General features: G+C 37.1%; 23 protein-coding genes. 13 read left to right on the top strand and 10 right to left on the bottom strand.

What is annotated here, in order from left to right:
* Positions 1–12: 12 nt before the first annotated feature.
* Positions 13–747 carry a hypothetical protein gene (locus BM327_RS12105; RefSeq protein ID WP_090250415.1) on the bottom strand — a complete coding sequence of 245 codons (735 nt, stop codon included), beginning with the start codon at positions 745–747 and terminating at the stop codon, positions 13–15.
* Positions 748–912: 165 nt separating this feature from the next.
* Here BM327_RS12105 and BM327_RS12100 point away from each other — a divergent pair, with 165 nt between their 5' ends.
* The gene (locus BM327_RS12100; RefSeq protein WP_090250410.1) at positions 913–3,051 is read left to right on the top strand and encodes a M48 family metallopeptidase; all 2,139 of its coding nucleotides are present in this window, start codon (positions 913–915) and stop codon (positions 3,049–3,051) included.
* A 63-nt stretch (positions 3,052–3,114) separates the two neighbouring features.
* On the opposite strand, the gene BM327_RS12095 is transcribed toward BM327_RS12100, so the two are convergent.
* From BM327_RS12095 to BM327_RS12080, 4 genes are read right to left on the bottom strand one after another with little or no spacing between them, the layout of a single operon-like run.
* Complete coding sequence (locus BM327_RS12095) at positions 3,115–4,248, bottom strand: hypothetical protein (protein ID WP_090250407.1); 1,134 nt, start codon at positions 4,246–4,248, stop codon at positions 3,115–3,117.
* Complete coding sequence (locus BM327_RS12090; protein WP_090250402.1) at positions 4,241–5,065, bottom strand: hypothetical protein; 825 nt, start codon at positions 5,063–5,065, stop codon at positions 4,241–4,243. The genes BM327_RS12095 and BM327_RS12090 overlap by 8 nt, the downstream gene beginning before the upstream one ends.
* Before the next feature lies 1 nt (position 5,066).
* On the bottom strand, positions 5,067–6,191 hold the full coding sequence (locus BM327_RS12085; RefSeq protein ID WP_090250399.1) for a hypothetical protein: 1,125 nt from the start codon (positions 6,189–6,191) through the stop codon (positions 5,067–5,069).
* Positions 6,191–7,021, bottom strand: coding sequence for a hypothetical protein (locus BM327_RS12080; RefSeq protein WP_090250394.1), 831 nt, complete (start codon positions 7,019–7,021; stop codon positions 6,191–6,193). The genes BM327_RS12085 and BM327_RS12080 overlap by 1 nt, the downstream gene beginning before the upstream one ends.
* 260 nt (positions 7,022–7,281) lie before the next feature.
* Here BM327_RS12080 and BM327_RS12075 point away from each other — a divergent pair, with 260 nt between their 5' ends.
* The 5 genes from BM327_RS12075 to BM327_RS12055 are packed head-to-tail and all read left to right on the top strand — an operon-like array spanning position 7,282 to position 10,389.
* Positions 7,282–8,427: a ribonuclease D gene (locus BM327_RS12075; protein WP_090250389.1), complete on the top strand. Its 1,146-nt coding sequence runs from the start codon at positions 7,282–7,284 to the stop codon at positions 8,425–8,427.
* Between the two features lie 3 nt (positions 8,428–8,430).
* On the top strand, positions 8,431–9,189 hold the full coding sequence (locus BM327_RS12070) for a hydroxymethylpyrimidine/phosphomethylpyrimidine kinase (protein WP_090250384.1): 759 nt from the start codon (positions 8,431–8,433) through the stop codon (positions 9,187–9,189).
* 1 nt (position 9,190) lies between these two features.
* Positions 9,191–9,544, top strand: coding sequence for a hypothetical protein (locus BM327_RS12065; RefSeq protein WP_090250379.1), 354 nt, complete (start codon positions 9,191–9,193; stop codon positions 9,542–9,544).
* A complete protein-coding gene (locus BM327_RS12060; protein WP_139230358.1) occupies positions 9,541–9,924 on the top strand; it encodes a GldL-related protein in 384 nt (127 codons plus the stop codon). Before BM327_RS12065 ends, BM327_RS12060 begins: the two co-directional genes overlap by 4 nt.
* Before the next feature lie 60 nt (positions 9,925–9,984).
* Positions 9,985–10,389 (top strand): hypothetical protein, encoded by a 405-nt coding sequence (locus tag BM327_RS12055; RefSeq protein WP_139230357.1) that lies wholly within the window; start codon positions 9,985–9,987, stop codon positions 10,387–10,389.
* 57 nt (positions 10,390–10,446) lie between these two features.
* On the opposite strand, the gene BM327_RS12050 is transcribed toward BM327_RS12055, so the two are convergent.
* The 5 genes from BM327_RS12050 to BM327_RS12030 form a co-directional block, all read right to left on the bottom strand.
* A complete protein-coding gene (locus BM327_RS12050) occupies positions 10,447–11,202 on the bottom strand; it encodes a hypothetical protein (RefSeq protein WP_090250361.1) in 756 nt (251 codons plus the stop codon).
* 97 nt (positions 11,203–11,299) lie between these two features.
* A complete protein-coding gene (locus BM327_RS12045) occupies positions 11,300–12,130 on the bottom strand; it encodes a hypothetical protein (RefSeq protein ID WP_090250356.1) in 831 nt (276 codons plus the stop codon).
* Between the two features lie 249 nt (positions 12,131–12,379).
* Positions 12,380–13,078, bottom strand: coding sequence for a lycopene cyclase domain-containing protein (locus tag BM327_RS12040; protein ID WP_090250352.1), 699 nt, complete (start codon positions 13,076–13,078; stop codon positions 12,380–12,382).
* Complete coding sequence (locus tag BM327_RS12035; RefSeq protein WP_090250971.1) at positions 13,075–13,509, bottom strand: sterol desaturase family protein; 435 nt, start codon at positions 13,507–13,509, stop codon at positions 13,075–13,077. The genes BM327_RS12040 and BM327_RS12035 overlap by 4 nt, the downstream gene beginning before the upstream one ends.
* Before the next feature lie 57 nt (positions 13,510–13,566).
* A complete protein-coding gene (locus BM327_RS12030; RefSeq protein WP_090250348.1) occupies positions 13,567–14,196 on the bottom strand; it encodes a carotenoid biosynthesis protein in 630 nt (209 codons plus the stop codon).
* A gap of 152 nt (positions 14,197–14,348) precedes the next feature.
* On the opposite strand from BM327_RS12030, the gene BM327_RS12025 reads away from it, so the two are divergent.
* The 7 genes from BM327_RS12025 to BM327_RS11995 all read left to right on the top strand — a co-directional run bounded on the left by BM327_RS12025 (position 14,349) and on the right by BM327_RS11995 (position 19,899).
* Entirely contained in the window at positions 14,349–14,765 is a 417-nt protein-coding gene (locus BM327_RS12025) for a VOC family protein (RefSeq protein WP_090250343.1), read from the top strand.
* Positions 14,766–14,831: 66 nt separating this feature from the next.
* Positions 14,832–15,383, top strand: a complete 552-nt coding sequence (locus BM327_RS12020) for a hypothetical protein (RefSeq protein ID WP_139230356.1) — start codon at positions 14,832–14,834, stop codon at positions 15,381–15,383.
* A gap of 109 nt (positions 15,384–15,492) precedes the next feature.
* Positions 15,493–16,038 (top strand): hypothetical protein, encoded by a 546-nt coding sequence (locus BM327_RS12015; protein ID WP_090250335.1) that lies wholly within the window; start codon positions 15,493–15,495, stop codon positions 16,036–16,038.
* Between the two features lie 117 nt (positions 16,039–16,155).
* Positions 16,156–17,469: an adenosylhomocysteinase gene (gene ahcY / locus BM327_RS12010; protein WP_090250328.1), complete on the top strand. Its 1,314-nt coding sequence runs from the start codon at positions 16,156–16,158 to the stop codon at positions 17,467–17,469.
* Between the two features lie 310 nt (positions 17,470–17,779).
* A complete protein-coding gene (locus BM327_RS12005; protein ID WP_090250323.1) occupies positions 17,780–18,637 on the top strand; it encodes an SUMF1/EgtB/PvdO family nonheme iron enzyme in 858 nt (285 codons plus the stop codon).
* Positions 18,638–18,667: 30 nt separating this feature from the next.
* Complete coding sequence (locus BM327_RS12000) at positions 18,668–19,333, top strand: NAD(P)H-binding protein (RefSeq protein ID WP_090250320.1); 666 nt, start codon at positions 18,668–18,670, stop codon at positions 19,331–19,333.
* The gene (locus BM327_RS11995) at positions 19,327–19,899 is read left to right on the top strand and encodes a pseudouridine synthase (protein ID WP_090250316.1); all 573 of its coding nucleotides are present in this window, start codon (positions 19,327–19,329) and stop codon (positions 19,897–19,899) included. Before BM327_RS12000 ends, BM327_RS11995 begins: the two co-directional genes overlap by 7 nt.
* Positions 19,900–19,942 lie beyond the last annotated feature (43 nt).

Below are 19,942 nucleotides of genomic sequence, written 5' to 3'. Positions count from 1 at the left end.
AGTAGTAGTGATCTATTTAATACCAATACTAGCAAAACCGATGTTAAAGTAAAAGGCGATTCTTCCACATCTGTCGATTAAATAATTGGCAGTAGTGAATTTAAAATCATCTTTCAATACCGTTCTATCCCCATCCTGTTTGTAAAAATTGTAAGACTCATTTTCCTGTCCATCATTGGATGAAAATAAATTAAGGAACGTAGGGTAGTATTGGTAAGAAATTCCCCAGTCAATAAAGAAGTTGTTACCTACAAGTTTTGTTTTTCCCCAGGTAAACTTTAAACCTAAATTCGTTGCATTTCCACTTAAATCGGACAAGGCAGAGTTTTCAGATTCTGTTAAGACAATATTGGTAGAACTCAAAAGTAGGTTTAACCCTATATAACCTCCAAGCGGCGCGTATTTCTTGTGCCTACGAACTCCAAGGTCTAAAACACGTTGATTAGAAGAAAAATAACTTCTATAGTTTGCGCCGTAGTAATCAGGAATAGTTTGCGCATCGTATAATTTCTGGTTGCTTATTTGGGTAAATAATTGAGTTCTTGCACCGAGCTTGTAGGTTGCACCAAATCTTAAAGAAGGTAGCGTTAATGAGGTCTGTGCACTAATGTTGTATTGACCGCTGTAGTATTCAGCTTCTCTAAACCCTTTTTGTTCTATCCCTCCAAAAACACTAAAAGATTGGAACTTTTGTGCGGTAGATGTATGAAGTATAACTAGGGTTAATAACGTAATAAAGATTCTCATGTAGTTAAATTAGTTCTTGTATGGTTTTTACTCGAAAGCCTAAATATAATTTTTTTTCAAGGATTTAAAAAGAAAGTGTACTCTGGATGAGCTTTCTAAAAAAAAGACGACAGTTTATTCCTTCATCCTTTTGAAATTTATATATTCGCTTTTCATCGAAAAACTATGAAAAACTTAATAACCTCTTTATCTACGCTACTTTTACTTTTCCAGGTATTTGCTCAAGACGTTGATTTTAATAATTACAAACCGCTAAAAGCTACGGGTGAATTGCCCAAAACTTTTGGTTTAACTTATGCCGAAAGAGTGGCAGAAGCGAGTTTCCAAAACCTAGATCTAAGTGGTGAAGAACGTCAGTATTTTATTGAAAGAAAATCTTACTCTATCGATCAATTGTTACATTCTGGATTGGTCGTTTACGGAGATCCGCTTACAGAACACATTAAAGAGGTAGCCTCTAAAATTTTGTTCAATGATACCGCTCTTTTTAACGATTTGAGTTTCTATACTTTCCGTACAAACGAGGCAAATGCCTTTGTAACTTCGGATGGTGAAGTTTTCGTTACCATAGGGTTGATTTCTCAGTTGACTTCGGATTACGAGTTAGCTTTTGTGTTGTCGCATGAAATTAGCCACTACGTTGAAAATCACAACGTAGAAGGGTTTAGAAAGGAAATTGAAATTGAGGAGTCTATCAATGGAAACAACTTTGATAAGCAAATTAGAGCCTTGAAAGCTTATTCAAAGCAACACGAAATAGAAGCAGATGAATTAGGATTGAAGCGTTATTTAGAAGCTGGTTTTCCTTTGGAAGAATTGGTGAATGTTTTCGATATCTTGGCCTATTCTTACTTGCCTATAGATGAAGTGGCATTTGACAAGTCGTACATTTCTGGAGAAAATGCTTTTATCCACGAAAGTTTAATGCCAACAGATATTAATGAGATTGAGTTTGATGAAGATTACGATGATACTTACCACTCTCACCCGAATATCAGCAAGCGTAAAGATAACTTTGATGAAGAGCTTTTGGAAAAGTACATGGACTTTGAACCGGAGCAAAAAAGAAGTTTCAACGCAGACGATTTTACAAAAATTAGAAGAATGGCGCGCTATGAAAGAGTGAATAACTGGTTATACCACTCTGACTTTTCAAATGCCATTTATGAAATTTACATCCTTGAAACAAAGTATGGAAGCAGCTACACTTTTGATTGGATGAAGGCACTTTGTTGGACCAACATTGCCGTGCATGCGAGTCAAGGAAGCAAGCGAGATCTTTACTCAGACTTAGACGAAATTCAAGGAGAGAGCTACACGGTTCATCATTTGATGAAGGAAATGTCTAAAGACCAATTGGTGGTGATGGCCATGCGAAACCTGATAGACATCCACAATAAATATCCTGAAGATAAAGGGATAGAATTGGTGTATAAAAATACAGTGAAACAATTGGCCAGACGTTTCAAATCTTTGGATGAGTTTTACTACGATAAAATAACAGTAAACGATTCTACAGGAGAAGCTACAGAAGCTGCAGATGTAGAAGCTTTTATGGATGAAGATTCAGAGGAATTTAAAGCCTTGAACAAATACGAAAAAATTAAGCAAAAGAAAATCAATGCCAAATATGCCAAAGGAGTTGATGGTTCTTTAGAAGGAGCAGCATTAGACTCTACGGAGTTTCATTTGTTTGCTTTAAAAGATGTGGCCAACAATGACGAATTCTTAAAGCTTTTTAACGAGCAGCAAGATATAGTGGATGAAGACAAATACGATGACGATGAGGAAGAAAAACCATCTGTGGATAAGTTGGTCTTTGTAGAGCCTTTGGCATCTGTAGTAAAAAGAAGAAGATTTTCTTACGAAAGAAACGAAGAGGTAAGAAGGAATTTAGGAGATGCTGTAGTAGGATCAGCGCAATCGTTGGGATACCAAACAGAGTTGTTGTCGAAATACAACATGTTGAGTTTGGGAACAGAAGGATATAACTCAAAAGCAATGTTCTTGCGTTATTTCTACATGTACAGTGATGCATCTATTAATGATTTAATTAGTCCTGACTTCTTGGAATTAGAAGAATACAAAAGTGGCTCTGCGAATACCAATATTGTTTTTGCTTATGTAGATTATAACAACAAAAGAAAATACGATTTGATGGTTTTCGCCTTTGCTTTCGATTTAGAAACAAATACTTTGATGGAAATAGAGGTAGATACCTACAAACAATATCCTCATATTCCTGTATTGAAATTGGCTTACTTCTATGCCTTCGAGAACTTCGGGAAAACAGAAGAAGAATAATTTAAACTTTGTATAAAAAAAAGGAGAGCCAATTGAGCTCTCCTTTTTTGTTTAATACTTTTTCTACGACTTATACTTCCAAAGTCCTGTGTTGGATTTATTAATCACATATAACTCATCGTTAAAGACCGCTACATCCTTAATTTTTATGTTCCTATCTATTACTTTGAGTTCGTTGTCCACCACCTCTAATAAGTAATCATCGAATTTATATTGACCATTAACTATAAAGGGAAAATAACCCCAAATAAATAATCTACCGTTGCTTACAGTAACTCCCGTATTGTCGTTAGAACCGGTAATAAATTGCCCCAGTTCACTGTTGTTCGTAATGAGCGAATTAATTTGGGTAGATGAAACTAATTCAACTACATGTAAATCAGCCGTTGTGTTTGCCAAAGCACATACTTTTCCCTCGTATTCAAATACACTAAAAAACTCATAGTTCGAATTGCCATAATTAGCCCAAGAATTGCTTGTTGTATTGTATTGGAGTAGCTGATAGTCGTCGGTTAGGGCAAAAATTAGATCGTTAACAACAAAATAATCCCTAAAATTAATGTTGTCATAAGCCGGAAGTTGAGAACTTCCTGTGCAGGTGATACAGGCTATGGTTTTACTTTGGTCTTGTTTTGCTCTAAAGATGGCATAGAGATCGCCTTGATATTCCAAAACTTTAAGAACTCCTGCAAGGTCATCACTTGTGTTTATTAAACCGAGCTCTTCTGTACACGTGTTGGTAATAGGATCATAATAGAAAGCATATTTTTTCTCTGTTAGGTTTGAATTTTCAGTTTCGTAGTTTAAGAAACCATACACAAGTATTTTATCATCAAAGGGAAGGAACCCGTTGACCATTTCGTCTAAAGAAAAAACACTGTAATCTGTAGAATAAAGTTCTGGTATACCTAGCGTTGAATCTTGACCAAAGGGTGCAATGATTACGTGAAAACCATCAAACATGGATTTGCTACCTATACTACCGTAACTACCCACAAAAAGCTGGTCGCCAAAAGCACCCAAACTCGAGGCGTAAGTGCGGTTTACACCCTCCCCAACCGGTGAAGTAAGTATTACATGTTCCCAAGTAGATGGTTTTAATTCTACTGTGCTTTGCGAGGGAGTGAATGAATTATCTTTTCTACAAGCCGAAACTCCTAAGGCAAGAATTACGAAAGGCAAAATATACTTATTCATACTTAAAGTTTTGTAGACCAATTTTTAGGTAGAATTTCAGGAATTCTGTAGCGAGTAGTTTTTTGTTCAAGAGTTCTACATTGCCCTTAGAATATCCTGGAATAAAGCCTTCTGCATTTATAGTATGGTTTATCCAATGGGCATCCATGTTGTTGGGAGATAATAGAAACCAAAAAGGTGAAATGTGAAACCCATAATCCAAGAGTAGGCGATTACTTATCATTTTTGTAGCCCCCATTCCCAGGTCAATTCCGTAAAGAATACTTTGGTGTTTGGCGGGTGCAAATGTTTCTGTATGTAAGATGAATTCACTTCCCAAAGTAGATTTCCTGAAAATTTCATTGTTTATGTAAGCAACATTGAGGTTGGCGTGAAGATATGTACCAAGTGGTGCATTGTTTAGGAAATATTTAGCTCCTAATTGTAGTTGAAAAAGGTTGCTGCGTACGAAGTTACTATCGGTAAAAGTATAATTGATTTCGTCTATAGATTTATCCTGATGATAGGTGTAAGCAGTATTTCCTAATGCCCGGCCGAGTAGGCTAAAATGCAGGTGTGTTTTACGACCAACATTTTTTGAAAGATTTAAACTTAGTCCTAGAGGAATGATTTCTGAGTCCTTGTAGAAACTTGTCCTAAAATCATTGTCATCCACAAAATCATAAATAAAACTCATAGGTTTTTCTATACCCACACCTAGATTGAAACTTTTTATATGGCGGGTAGGTTGCCCCCAACACAATCCCGAACAGAGAAGTAAAACCACAGAACTCAACTGTAATTTTAAAAAGTAGGATGCGTTTTTTATATATGACATTTTAGAAGGTAAGTTTAGCCAGATAAGCTCCGTAAAATACCGCGCCATACAACTCTCCATTCATTTCGGCGATGTCTGTAATGTAAAGATCGGTGTCTATTATTTCTACCTTTCCATCGTGATAGCGAGTAGTGGCGTACCTGAAATCATATTCTCCTGCACTATTTTTAAGATACATTTTCCCCATCATATAAATGTCATCGTTAATCACCCTCACTTTAGGAACGTTTTCGAAGTATTTGTCTGCATTGTATGAATATGTAAAGTCTTTAGAGAGATAAGCCATGATATCAGAATTAGTACCCAAAGGCTCTAGCTGATTGTTGTTGACATAAGCTAAACTGTAACTACCATTATCAAAAGACCCGATAGCACAAAGGGTATTGTTATATTCAAACATGCGTACAACTGTATCTGTTGATGCCATATTTATTCCTGAATAGGATGTGCTGTTGGCTACATTTGTGTAGTAGACTCTTCCCTGATGAGTTTGCAAATAGAACATGTCGTTAACTGCAGTGACGTCGTGTAAATTGATGTTTAAAATATTGGGGTAGGGTCCAGTATTATTCGGACAACTCAAACAATTTAGATCATTGGCATAGGCGTCAGTGAATGCAACAACCTCACCTTGGTATTTCATCATAGATTTTACCGCATAAGGATTTGATGTAATGAGGTTAATTCCTTTGTTTAAGGTATTATCGGCAACATTATATTCAAAGTAGAGGTATTCATCATCGTCATATTCTAAATCTCCACCAAAATAAACGATACCATCCTTTTCTTGGGCATCCGAGATGAAGTCTGAACTTAAGTCGGTATTATCAGCATCGTATATAGTACCTATATTTTGTTCGGGTATAACCAAGGTGTTATCCTCCAATAATACGGTAATCACAGATTCATCGCCGTATTTGTTATTTGTGGTAATGTATAACTTGTTGTCGAAGGAAAATAAATTCCTTATAGATTCTTTATTTTTAAAGTAATCTTTGTGTACCGTTTCAAAAGTTTTTGAGTCCGTAAAGTTGTTGGGATGCTCTCCTGGAGTGCTTTCAATTTTCTTTCTACATCCAACGAATGTAAGTCCAGCAATGATGATGATATACGTTAAATTTTTCATTAGATGTTGAATTTATAGATTCCAAATTTTAGGTAAAACTGCATGTATTCTGCAAGGATACTTTTGAATTGATGATAGTGCATATTGCTGGTTGGGAAATAATCTCTTATTTCATTGTTTACAAATACTTTGTTGTTCCAATCTGCATCATAAGTGTTGTCTGAAAAACTTAAAATAGGCCTTGTGTAGCGTACTCCAAAATCGGCGAAAAAACGGTCACCTATTACTTTCCTTTTCCCCCATTCTAAAGAAACCCCTAAGGCTGTACTTGTAATTTTTACAGGTTCATAGGTGTACCCATAGTATTCATAAGTTGTACTCGCAGTAGTTGTTCTATGTACATCTGAATTTACCGAGTAATAATTCGCATTGATTTTAAAATAGCCACCCATTGGTGCTTTTCGAAAGTATAGCTTTAACCCAAGTCCTGCCCTTACATAAGCCGAGTACAAACCAAACTCATCCATTTTTCTTTCATATACATCTGAGCCATAAGTGAAAACTTGGTTGTATCTATAGGTATCTGTTAGGGTAGGAATATGGTGGTAGGCAACATCAAAGCTTAAAGCTAGTTTTTTAGACAAAGTATATTCTAAGCTCGCTACCCCTCCAAGTGGTAAGAAAAATTCGACTTGTTCTTCGGCTAATACGCTTCCTACATGGTTGGATGTACTCGGTGAGTGGTAGTAGTTTCCTCTATTTAAAAAGGATTTTTCCAAACCAAGTTCTAAAGACCAAGCCGATAAACGTGTCTTTTTTGTGCTTTGTGCAATAGTGGTTTGTCCAACCAAACAGCACAGCAATAGAAGCAGTAAATTAATTTTTTTCATTTTACAGTGTTCTAACCACACACCCAAATCTTTCTAGTAGAAGTGATGAAGGAAATTAAAGCGGTTTATGATATGTGTAGCCTCGAAAATAATGAAAATTAGTAAACAAATTGGAAGTGAGTGAGGAGGAAACTGGTTGGGAAGGCTTTTACGTGAATTTTAAAGCCTAAATACCCAAATTTTGAGGGACCAAAAATGAGAATTATCAGATAGTCGCTTTTACGTGTTTACAATTTCTTGCAAAAGCGTAATTTTAGCGCGTGCAAATACAATACATTACCAAACAAGAGGAGCTTGACCAATGTGTACAAGCTATAGCTAACGAACCGAGCATAGCGGTCGATTTAGAATTCGATAAGAATCACTACCGTTATGGCTTTAATTTGTGCCTCATTCAAATTTATGATCATAAGACGTGTTACCTTATAGACCCTTTAGCAAAAGAGATAAGCTTGGAAGGGCTTTTTGATGTTTTTAGAGATCCGGCAGTAGAAAAATTAGTTTTCGCTTTTGGGGAGGACATTCGCCTTTTGCACCACCTCGGGTGTAAAGCACAGAACATTTTGGATTTGGCCAATGTGCGCAGTTTATTAAACTATCCACCTTCTTCTTTGTCGAATATGTTGGCAGAGGTTTTGGGCATGGAAACCGATAAAAAATTACAGAAAAGTAATTGGTTCAAACGCCCTTTAAGCGAGGAACAAATAAAATATGCCGCAGACGATGTGCTCTATCTTTTCCCCTTAAAGGATGCTTTGATGCAACAAGCTGAAGCGTTGGGGAGATTAGATTGGATAGCCCAAGAAAATGCAATTTTTAATACTGCAGAATTTATAGACAACAGTGAAGAAATCAACGTTAAATTGAAGGACAAAAAAATGCTCAATGCTTTTGAGTGGTTCATTGTTGAAGGCTTGTTGATTTGGAGAGAAAAATTGGCCAAAGCGGTAAACAAACCGAGTTATCAAATTATGCACAAAGATTTGATTTGGGATTTGGCTTTGGGTAATAAGTACGTAGAAGATTTCATGAAGTTTAGAGGAGTGTATAGAAAAATACAAACGCCAAACTGCCAAAGAGATTTGGAAAATAGAATGGAGGAGTTGTATGAGTTGGCGCACAAAAAACAAATATCTAAAAGTAAGCCTGCAGTAGCACCACTCAACCCTGAAGAGAAAGCAAAAAACAAAGAGTTAAGAGCCATTGTAGACGAACAAAAGAACAATTATTTTGGACCTATAAAAGAAGCCATTGCCGAGAAGTATGGAAAAGAATTTTCTGCCTTTGTGCTTTCGAATACTTTGATAAGTCAGATAGCGTTGCAAAAAGCTACAGATTTGTTGCCTTATAAAAAGGAAATCATCAACCAGGAAGCAGCCAACTTAGGTTTAACCATAAGATTGTAAAGGATGTCGAGAATTAGACCCATATGTATAAGTATCGCAGGCCTTGATCCGAGTGGAGGCGCAGGTATATTGGCAGATATTAAAACCTTCGAACAGCTGAAAACCTTAGGTTTGGCAGTTCAAACAGCTAATACTTTGCAGGTAGAGGATGAGTTTAAAGAGGTAATTTGGACACCTCAGGAAGTAATTCTTGCTCAATTAGAATTGCTCTTACAACGCTATACTCCGGCAGCTATTAAAATCGGTTTAATTGAAAATAGTGCTGTGCTACAGGAAGTGTTGAAGTGTATCAAAAAATATCACCCAAAAGTTCCCATTGTTTGGGATCCTGTTTTACAAGCTAGTTTTGATAGCGGTTTGAGTATGGATGAGCTGAGATTTACAGCCACCTTGCAGAGTATAGTTGATGAGGTAAATGTTGTAACGCCGAATGCTCCCGAATATCTAAAACTGAATTTGAAGGATGCAAGTACAAAGAAAGTGTATTTGAAAGGGGGACATACGGAAATAGACCTTGGTCCGGATTTTAAGCAACGCGCGGGGAGAGACTTTTTAATTAGCGCCAAAGGTGTGAAAGCCTTGAATGCGAAAGGGAAGGATTTTTTACCCAAACATGGCACTGGATGCATACTTAGTAGTGCGTTAGCAGCATATATTGCGAGAGGGTTCGATTTTCATAAGGCGAGTATTAGGGCCAAATCTTACGTGTATAAACGCGCGAGTTCCAACCCAAGTTTATTGGCCTATCACAACAACGGTTAGCATGAAGAAATTAGCAAATTTAAGTTTAGGAATCTGTGGAGCCAGTATAGCTTTGCCCCGTTTATTTATATTGTTTGCAGGAGAAGATAATACCTTGCTTCAAGTTATTCCCTGGGGAGGCTTAATCTTGATTACTGGGATTTTAGGCATAGGTCTTCACTTATGGGAAGCGAGAAAGGAAGGGTTGAAATTTGGGTTTCAAAGTATTTTTTTGTTTTTGAGTTTAGTGTTGCTGTTTGTCGGTTTTGCCGGTTTGGAATTTCAATGGGAAAACGCTAAATTCATTTTGTTTATTGGCGTACTAACTTTGGGAGTATGGCTGGTATTTCCGAATAACAAAAAAGAAGAAGAATGATATTTAATCGATTAAGTTTACTGTGTTTTGCCATCTCTTTTGTAGCTATGGCTATGATTTTTTTACGGTATACTGCTTTCGGTTTTAGCTTTGAAGACGTGTTGCGTTATGGCGTAATTTACGTAGGAATGTTGGGGTTTATCTTTTCAATTTTATCCATCTATTTCGATAAGAAACGCAAGGTGAATACGAATAAAAACAAAGGTCTTGTCTTTTACATAGGTGCCGGAATTGTAATGGTGGGAGTGGTGTTTAAAATGATGCACTGGCCTGGAGCCTCAATTTTTATTTTAGCTGGACTCACCATTTCTTTGTTGGCTACCTTTTTAAATAAACTGCAAAAATCTAAACCAGAAAGTGAAGATTTGCTAGACAGTTAATTCATGCTTCTTTTGAAGTTTGGTACATGCTTTGCTTTTCTGAGGGCAAAACAAAGTACCATGAAAAAAATTATACCCTTATTTAGTTTACTGCTCTTGTTCTCTTGTACCCAAAAAGTGGAGGAAGACGAATATGTTTACATGGTGTTTAGAGACACCAATAACGAAATTTTAATTTCTGAAGAAGCCAAAGTAACTGAACATACCAATAAGATTTTCTTGATAAAGACCGGTAGCAATAACCAACTCAATTATTTGGAAAGAGAAGATGGAAAATGGGTGGGAGAAATAGAGGTATACAGACAAAATTCTGGGTATTATTATTTCGACGTAGAGTTGGAAGGAAAAGCCGCAGGAAGAACCATAATGGAAGGTAGTTTTAGCGGACAGGTGGATGAATTACTCAATGATAATTACACAGGAGAGACCTACACGATATCAGGAACCTTGGAAATAAAAGATTAAAAAAAAAGACGCTTCGTTGGAGGCGTCTTTTTTTTGTGATAGTATGAAGTACTTTGTTTAGTATTTGAACGCAATATTGAAACCTAAGTAGAAGTTTTTTGTAGACGCTCTTACGCGTCCAACTTGTTGTACGGTATATGTACCCAAAGTCGGATTGTCATTTTCAAAGGTTTCATTGTACATATATTCATAAGGAAGTTCTTCAAATAAACCTGTTTTCATCGTTAGTCCCATGTATAACCTTTTGTAAAGTTGATAGTTTACATTGAGTTGAAGTTGTGGAAGTAGCCTTCTCATGTTATGGGTTTCAAACGTCACTAATGATCTGCTGTTGTATTCATTATTTGTGTGTAGACCATAAGCTTCAGTGTTGTTGGTTGTGGTTAAAAAGGTTAGGTTTAAAACCGGTTCTACAATTAATTTATCATTCAATAAATACCATTCTTTACTAAATCCTGAACGAAATTTATTTCTTACCATTAGATATTCCATGTAATCGGTTACTCCAGACGGGAATTCAAGATGATAATCATAAGTGGAATAGCCTAAATTAAAACCAAAGTGCATGAAGTAATTTCCTTTTTGAATTACCTTGTGTTTGTAATTTAAACCGAATCCTACTTCACCCGTTTTGTTGATAAAAACGTCATTTCCACTATCAGAGTTTAAAGTGAAATATTTGTATGTGTTTGTGATCGAATATTCATTATCCAAAGAAATTTCGTGATCGAAGTTACGCGGACTTGTTGTTTCTTGAGCTGTGGCTGTGAAAAGGCCAAGAGAAGCCAATGCTAAAAGCGTTGTATTTTTCATATTTAGGTAATTATTTGGGAGCAAAAATAATAGGAAATTTAACGCCGCAAAGGTTTATTTTAACGAGAGGAAAATAAACTACATAAAAAAGAATGAGTTAATTGCCAAGTTCTACTTTTTGAAAATGGTAATACAAACTAATCCCTAAATAATTCAATGGTTGGCGCAGTTGTAAAGTATAATCTTTCATACCTGTAATGATCTCTTCACCCGCACCGAGAACTTGGAGGTGCTCTGTTTTTCTCATGTGAAAATCTTGTTTTAAGGGTGCGCCCATTCTGTAATAGATTCCGGTAGAGAGCTGCGGTATGATTTGAAAACGTAGGCTAATTTGAGCCAACAATCGGGCTTGGTTTACAAAGTCTGTATTCATTTGTATCTCGAAGATTTCTTTGTTTTGTACTTGGCTATTTTCTTCGGGGCTGTAGTATTTATCACTGCGTAAAGTGCGATAGTAATATGGGAAATTTGGAGTGTTAGAATGTATCAATTGAAGGCCTAAAAAAGGTTCTAAAATTATACGGTGATGGGAGAAAAGTCGGAATTCCTTACTTACTCCTAATTCGAAGATACTTTTAGAAATGTTGTGGCGTATATCAAAGTAACTGCGGTACGGACTCGTTAAGGGGATAACCGTTTCATACCTCCCTGTATTAAAATTGGCATGTACAAAAAGTAAAGTGTTTTTATGAGCGAGTAGTTTATAGTTAACACCAAAGTTGTAATCGGCTTTCATGCTTATGGTAAAGGAACTGTTTTGGGGATGAAGGTTCGTATTATAATTTGCAGTTACTCCGAGTTGATGGCGGTAAAGGGGGAGGTAATCTAGGATGTAGTAATTACATTCTTTGTTGTATTTCAATTCATCGCTTTGCGCACAAAGGGAAGATGTGATGAGTACAAGTAGGAAGTAGACGAGTTGTTTCATCGCAAGGGATTTGGTGTATGAAAATAGTAAAAATCTCCAAAAAGAAAATGGGAGTCAGTCTTGAGGTGGGAGTGCAGAGTGAGACCTTTTATGAACCCGAGAATGGAGTGTTTTTCAAACAGGGAGTGAAGTGGTAGCTTGGGGAAGGGTAGACCTAGAAAATGTAGCTTTGCGGGTACGACCATAGAAGTGCACGAAAAGTGTACATTTACTTGGTTTACATGCGTCCAACTTTAACGGAAGGCCCGCTTAGCGCAGCGGGTTTGCCCAAGTTTTCTTACGCAAAGTCATATAAATAAGCATAATACCGAAGAGCATGAAAAAGTTGTAAAACAAATCTTCTGCGGGTATGCTACCTATTCTGGGTCCCATAATATGCACTTCATTGTACCATACCACAGGTGCTGGAGTAAAGAGTCCTGTAAGAATTCCATTCACCAACAAAAAAGGCAAAATGGCTACCATAAAAGCGATGGAGAATTTGGGGTACCAGCTGGGCGTTTTTGCGAAATAAAATACAGCGTTGAGTATGCCCGAACCGATAAGGGCCGTGCTTGTATACCAGTTTTCTAGGTGGTAAAAGCCCAGAAACAAGGCTGTGAAAGAATAGGATATGGAAAAGATATAGGCAAAAAGATTGGGGTTCATATCCGGAAAATAGGCTTCTATACAGGCAAAAATGAAAATACAGGCGTAGGGAACGGTAAAGAAAAACAAGATTTCTTCGAGCGGTAAATGTCCGAGATAAATTCCCGATAAGTACTCTGGATTAAAGCCCCAAATGCCATTTTGCGTAAAAAACTCATCCCATACTAGAAAGCCTGTACCTACAATTAATAAGGCAGGGAAAAGTGCTTTCCAATGTTTGTAAAAGGCCACCTTTTTATCGAAAGACAAAAAGAAAGGTCCGGCAAGAGTGAGTAGGTTTATCCAAAGGTAAAGGCTCATGATTTAGATTTTTTAATGGCGAAAGATCGTTTGGCTTCTCTATAATATTTTTTAGGCACGATAAGCATACCGAAACATTCTCCGTGCGCTTTGCCCAAATGTTTGTGGTGCACTTTGTGTGCTTTTCTAATAGCCATGAAGTAGGGGTGGTCTATATTGCGCAACCACTTGAACCTTCTGTGTATGTAGACATCATGAAAGAGGAAGTAGGCAAAGCCGTAGGCCGCAATTCCATAACCTATCCAAACGGCGATGTAGTTGTTGTTCATCATACCCAACATGATGCATAACCAAGAGGGGATGGCATAGATCAAAAAGAAAAAGTCGTTTTTCTCGAAAAAGCCTGGCTCTACCTGATGATGGTCTTTGTGAAAATACCAACCTAAACCATGCATGATATATTTATGCGTAGCCCAAGCCATGAATTCCATGACGAAAAATGTTGCAATTAAAAGAAAGGGTCCCCACCAATACATTGTATCAAAGCTTTAAAGTAAACATATAAAAAACAGACTAAGAATGAAGAACAAGCCGACTGCAACTTTGTTCTTTTCTGCCAATCCTAAGGCAAAATATCCGAGGTGCAATACCAAGGAAATAAAAAACCAAGAGAGGTAGTTGAAAGAGGGTATATCTCCTTCCCACATCCAATATTCGTTGGCAATTGCTACGGGTTCAATTAATAAATCCAGTGCGGTCATTAATACAGCAGAGGCCATGGCTTTGACCACTAAGGGCCATTTTGTAAAAGCCAGAATTGAAGTGCTACCCATGGTTAAAATCAACCAGTTTATACCGATAATGATGGGCACTCCCCAAATTTTTATACCCAAGTTTTCACCGTAACTGTAGTTGCCAAAAAGTTGCCCCGTATGAACGCCTATCCACTCTGCAGTCATCCCCGTTAACACGATAAAAAAAGCGTAGAGGTAGAAACGCAGACTGTGCTTTTCTCTTCCCACCAACAAAACAATAAATGCCAAACTTAAATTCAGGAAACTCAATTGAAGAAAATCCTGACGCATATCACTTTGGAGGCCGATTAAACCTACCGTATGGAAAATAATCAATATGCCGAGTAGAAGGATGGTTTTATACTGTTGAAGTTGCTGTATCATAATTCTGTTTCTAACACTTAAGCTATCGTATTGTTCTCGAAAATACGCATAGAAATTTGTATTGGATGAAAAGGGGATGAAAATGCTAAAAAAATAAGGGTGGAATTTGAAAACTTTTGAGCGGGAGTTATTATCTTAAATGCAAAAAACATATGAAAGGAAAAGTGACAGGTTTGGGGGGAGTATTTATTAAATGCAAGGACCCTAAGGCTATGCGAAATTTTTATGAAGAGTGTTTGGGGATGACCACCAATGACTACGGTGTAGGTTTTGAGTTTGTTAGGGATGAAGGAGGTCCTGGATTTATACAACTCGGAACTTTTGAAGAAGACTCTACTTACTTTGGAGAGCCCAAACAAAAAGCCATGTTGAATTTCAGAGTTGATAATTTAGAAGGATTGATTGAAGGCTTGGTGGAAAAAGGAATAAAAATTGTAAACGAGTTGGAAGATTTCGAATACGGAAAATTCATACACATTTTAGATGTAGACGGTAACCGCATAGAGTTATGGGAACCCAAAGATGCTTTTTTTGCTGCAGACGGAAGTCCAAAGCAGAAAATGAATTAATTCTTTCAAGTTCAAAGTGTTTGGATTTTCAAGTTGAAGAAATCGTGAAAACCAAAACAAATTAAAATGAAAAACCACCTAGTTATGCTTTCCACATGTGCTATGATGAGTTCATGTGTAATTAATTTTCAAGTAAATGGGATACATGATGGGTATCCCACTTTAACAGAAAATCAAAAATCTTTAATACTTCAAACCGAAGATTTCAGCAAAATGGAAGCTGGAAATGTTTATGAGATTACGGGCAAAGACCTCAGGCGAGAGCTGGGGAATAGAGATCAAAGTGTAGTCAACATTTTTGTAAACACCTGCGCAGGGGATCGCTGTTATCCCATGCAGAGTTACTTCAACTACCAGGAGAATAATCAAACAGATTTGTTTTTAATTATGTGTGATTATTTCGGGTTTGACAAGACCATGGATCAAGAACCTGAATTTCCGCTCTTTGCTATTAATACCCAATACTACGCGCAGAACAAACAAAAAAAGTACAGAAGGTTGTTTTTACAAGAGCTTTTAGGATTGGAGAAAGTAAAAGAGGTTGAACCTTATGTAAACAAATTTCTCTTTTTTCAAGGAGATAGTTTGGTGGCGGTTAAAGATGAAATTTTTGAATAGAGAACAAGTTCAAATTGAAGTATTGAAAAACGCTTGTAACATTTCTTCTAGTTAGATGTCTTACCCTTAGCCACTAAAATTATTTTATTGAAATCAAAACAAACCATTTATGAAAAACCACTTTAAATTACTGGCCTTAGCCGGTTTACTTGCCTCATGTATAAGCATAGAGTTAAAAGGTATTACTACAGATTATCAATACTTAGACCAAGAGCAAAAAGCAAGAGTGAAGAAATTATCCACGTTTGAAGCAGCAGCTCCAGGTTATGTGTATGAAATTACTGGGGAGGAATTGAGGCAAGAACTAAAAACAAAAGACAGTTCTGTATTCGGTTTCATTGTGAATTACTGTTCGGGAGGAGGTTGTTTGCCTATGAGCACCTACCAAAGCTATGCTGAAGAATCAGGGAAAGCCATGTATTTGATGATGCATACCTATTCAAATTTTGATTACACCATGGATCAGGAACCGGCGTTTCCACTTTTTGCCGTAAATGCATACCACTACCAAGAAGTAAAAAAGAGGAAGTTTAGGAAGTTATTTCTACAAGATTTACTAAAAGATCAGTACCACGATAGCTTGTATCATTACGATACATTTCTTTTTAACAACGATAGCCTAGTAAAAGTTCAAAATTATATCATCGAAGATTAAAGAACTTCGTCTAACGTCCTGTTCTTTACCCTATAAAGTTTTAAAACTCAATTCCTTTTGAAATAAAGGGGCTTTCCTTATCTTTGCAACCATATTTAAATAGATAAACAACTATAAATGAGCAACACAACTGAAAAATTAGCTTATAAAGTTAAAGATATAAGTTTAGCCGAGTATGGTAGAAGAGAGATTAGATTAGCGGAAGCAGAAATGCCAGGTTTAATGTCTTTAAGAGAAGAGTACGGAGCTGCAAAACCATTAGCAGGAGCTAGAATCGCAGGATGTTTACACATGACGATTCAGACTGCTGTTTTAATTGAAACATTGGTAGAATTAGGAGCTGAGGTTACTTGGTCTTCTTGTAATATTTTCTCTACACAAGATCACGCTGCTGCTGCTATTGCTGCTGCAGGAATTCCAGTTTATGCTTGGAAAGGTATGAACGAGGAAGAGTTTGACTGGTGTATAGAACAAACTTTATTCGCATTCGAAGGTGGTAAGCCATTAAACATGATTTTGGATGACGGTGGAGATTTAACAAACATGGTGTTTGACCGTTTCCCAGAGTTAACAAAAGATATCAAAGGTTTATCTGAAGAAACAACTACAGGAGTTCACCGTTTGTACGAAAGAATGAAAAACGGAACTTTAGTTATGCCAGCAATCAACGTGAATGATTCTGTAACTAAGTCTAAATTCGATAACAAATACGGATGTAAAGAATCTTTAGTAGATGCAATTCGTAGAGCTACGGATACTATGATGGCTGGTAAAGTTGCTGTAGTAGCTGGTTACGGTGACGTAGGTAAAGGTTCTGCTGCTTCTTTAAGAGGTGCAGGAGCTAGAGTTATCGTTACTGAAATCGATCCAATTTGTGCTTTACAAGCTGCAATGGACGGATACGAAGTGAAGAAAATGGATTCTGTTGTTGGTAAGGTAGACATCGTTGTTACGACTACAGGTAACAAAGACATCGTTCAAGGGAAACACTTTGAGATGATGAAAGACAAAACTATCGTTTGTAACATCGGACACTTCGATAACGAAATCGACGTGGCTTACTTAAACGCAAACTACGGTGATACTAAAGTTGAAATCAAACCACAGGTTGACTTATACAACGTGAAAGGAAATGATATCATCTTATTGGCTGAAGGTCGTTTAGTAAACTTAGGATGTGCTACAGGACACCCATCATTTGTAATGTCTAACTCATTCACAAACCAAGTATTGGCACAATTAGAATTGTGGAACAATGCAGATGCTTACAAAAACGAAGTATACATGTTGCCAAAGCACTTAGATGAGAAAGTAGCTGCTTTACACCTTGCTAAAATTGGTGTTGAGTTAGAAACTTTAACTGAAGAACAAGCAAAATACATCGGAGTAGAAGTAGCTGGACCATACAAGCCAGAGCACTACAGATACTAAGAAGTAGAAATAATAGTATAGGAAACGGAACTCGTAAGGGTTCCGTTTTTTTGTTTACGCCCTTCAAGTACATCAGTCCTCAGGTTAGAGGGTGAGTTGTTTGATAAGTTTGAGCTTATTTAAAAATTTAAGCAGAACAAAAGTTCTCATTTAAGAATTTAAGGTGAACAGAAGAAGAGGTGTTTAAATTTTTAAATATGGACACAGTCCATGCTTAAATCTTTAAATCCCTTTCCAGAAATCTAGAAATCCAGAAATCTAATGTAACCTTTTCCTATCTCCGCACTTATATCCTAAAAAACCACTTCTTATGAAAAAAATAATCATTCCTGCCATCGCGGCTACCTTAGTATTAAGCTCCTTTTCTTTGTTTAAAAAGAACTCACCTTTACCCAAGAAATTAGAGGAAAGCTATTCATTTGTTCCAGAATTGAAAGCAGATAAGGTTTTGAGTGGATTTGGGATCAGTAAAACAGAGGTAACCAATGAGGAATACAATGCTTACTTGAATCATTTAAAGTCAACCGGGAACACAAAAGAGTTAGCGATAGCGCAAAGAGATTCTTCCTTATGGATAAAAACCAACGATTTATCCAAAGACATGATGAAGTTGTATGGAAATCATCCTGGGTTTAAAAGATATCCTGTATTGACGATTTCAAAAGAAGGAATGGAAGGCTATTGTAATTACCTGCAAGACCAATTGAATGTTGGCAGTGAGGAATATACCTATACGGTTCAATTACCTACGCGACAACAATGGTTGAGAGCGGCGAATGGAGGAAACACAGATGCTGTTTACGCTTGGCAAGGAGCCTATTTGAGAAATGCACAGGGCGCCTATTTATGTAATTTTGCAGCAATTGGTCCAGAGAGTATAAGTAGAGATGAAAACGGAAATGCTGTTGTTGTTCCCATTAAAAAAGGAAATCACTTTTTAGACGGCGCAGATTTAATGGCCTTGGCTAAATCTTACTACCCGAGTTCTTATGGAATCTATTGTTTAAATGGTAACGTTGCTGAAGTTACCGCAGATGATACTGTATGTGGAGGTAGCTGGAAAGATTATGGTTACGATGTACGCAATCAAAGTTATACAAGCTATGAGGGCGCAAGCACAACTGTAGGATTTAGACCTATCGTTTATTTCACCAAAAAGAAGAATTAAAAAGAACGCACTTTTGCTTACTTTTAAGGGATGCAAAAGAAAAAAGCAATATTAATTGGAGCCACTGGTTTAACTGGTGGCTTTTTGCTGGATGCACTTTTAATGCACCCGGATTTTGATGAGGTTGTAACTTACGGTAGAAGTACTACGGGCAAAAAGAGTTCAAAATTAAAGGAAGTTAGCCTAGATATAGTAACAGAAACGTCTTGGTTAACGGAACTAAAAGCGGATGTGGTATTTTGTTGTATAGGTACCACTAAAGCCAAAACACCCGATCAAGCAAAATATAAAGCCATAGATTATGGTGTGCCCGTAAAATTAGCTGAAGCCTGTAAACGAAACGGAATAGGTCATTTTATTGTGATTTCTGCCTTAGGTGCTAACCCGAAAAGTTCTATTGCTTATAATCAAATTAAAGGAGAGATGGAAAGGGATGTATTGGCACAAAGTGTTGAGCATACCTACATCATGCAACCTTCACTCATTTTAGGTGGAAGAGATGAAAAGAGAGCGGGTGAAAAAATAGCGCAGATTGTCATGCCTATTTTTCATTGTTTAATGGTAGGAGGCTTGAAGAAATACAGGGCGATTAAGTCAACGGATATAGCTTTGGCCATGTTAAAGTTGAGTCTGCAAACTGATCATACATCGGGCAGAATTCCATCTGATGAAATTAAGCGCATAGCCGCATGGTAGATCACCAAGACTTTATCATGCACAAACCCGTGCGCTGTTTATCTCAATTTGTTCAAAACGGTAAAAGAAAGAAAAAGCTTTTAGGCGATTACTATGATTTTCCAGAAGGAACCATGGCTATAGGTCGTTTGGATGCAGAAACTGAAGGGCTGTTATTCCTCACCACCGATGGCCAACTCAGTGAAGATGTTAGAAGTAGTAAGTACGAAAAGGAGTATTGGGTACAAGTGGATGGAAGCATAGATGATGCTGCCTTGCATACATTGAGAACGGGAGTTGAAATTTCTGTAGAGGGAGAAAGCTATCTTACACAACCTGCAAAAGTTGAGGTTCATCAAGAACTTACACGTATTCCAAAAAATCCTAGAAAGGAGAGAGATCCTAAACACGGACCAATGACGTGGTTAAAATTAACTATCAGCGAGGGGAAATACCGTCAGGTTAGAAAGATGACAGCTGCCGTTGGTTTCCCTACTGTGCGTTTAGTGCGTTGGAGAATAGGGGGCGTAACTTTAGAAGGTTTGACACCTGGAGAAGTGAAGGTTTTGGATAGGAATAGTCTATAAAATAAACGGTCCGCCCGAAGGCAGACCGCTCATAAGTTTTAGT

Source organism: Lishizhenia tianjinensis, from assembly GCF_900116425.1.
Classification (GTDB): domain Bacteria; phylum Bacteroidota; class Bacteroidia; order Flavobacteriales_D; family Crocinitomicaceae; genus Lishizhenia; species Lishizhenia tianjinensis.
This window is presented reverse-complemented; position numbering and strand designations above follow the sequence as displayed.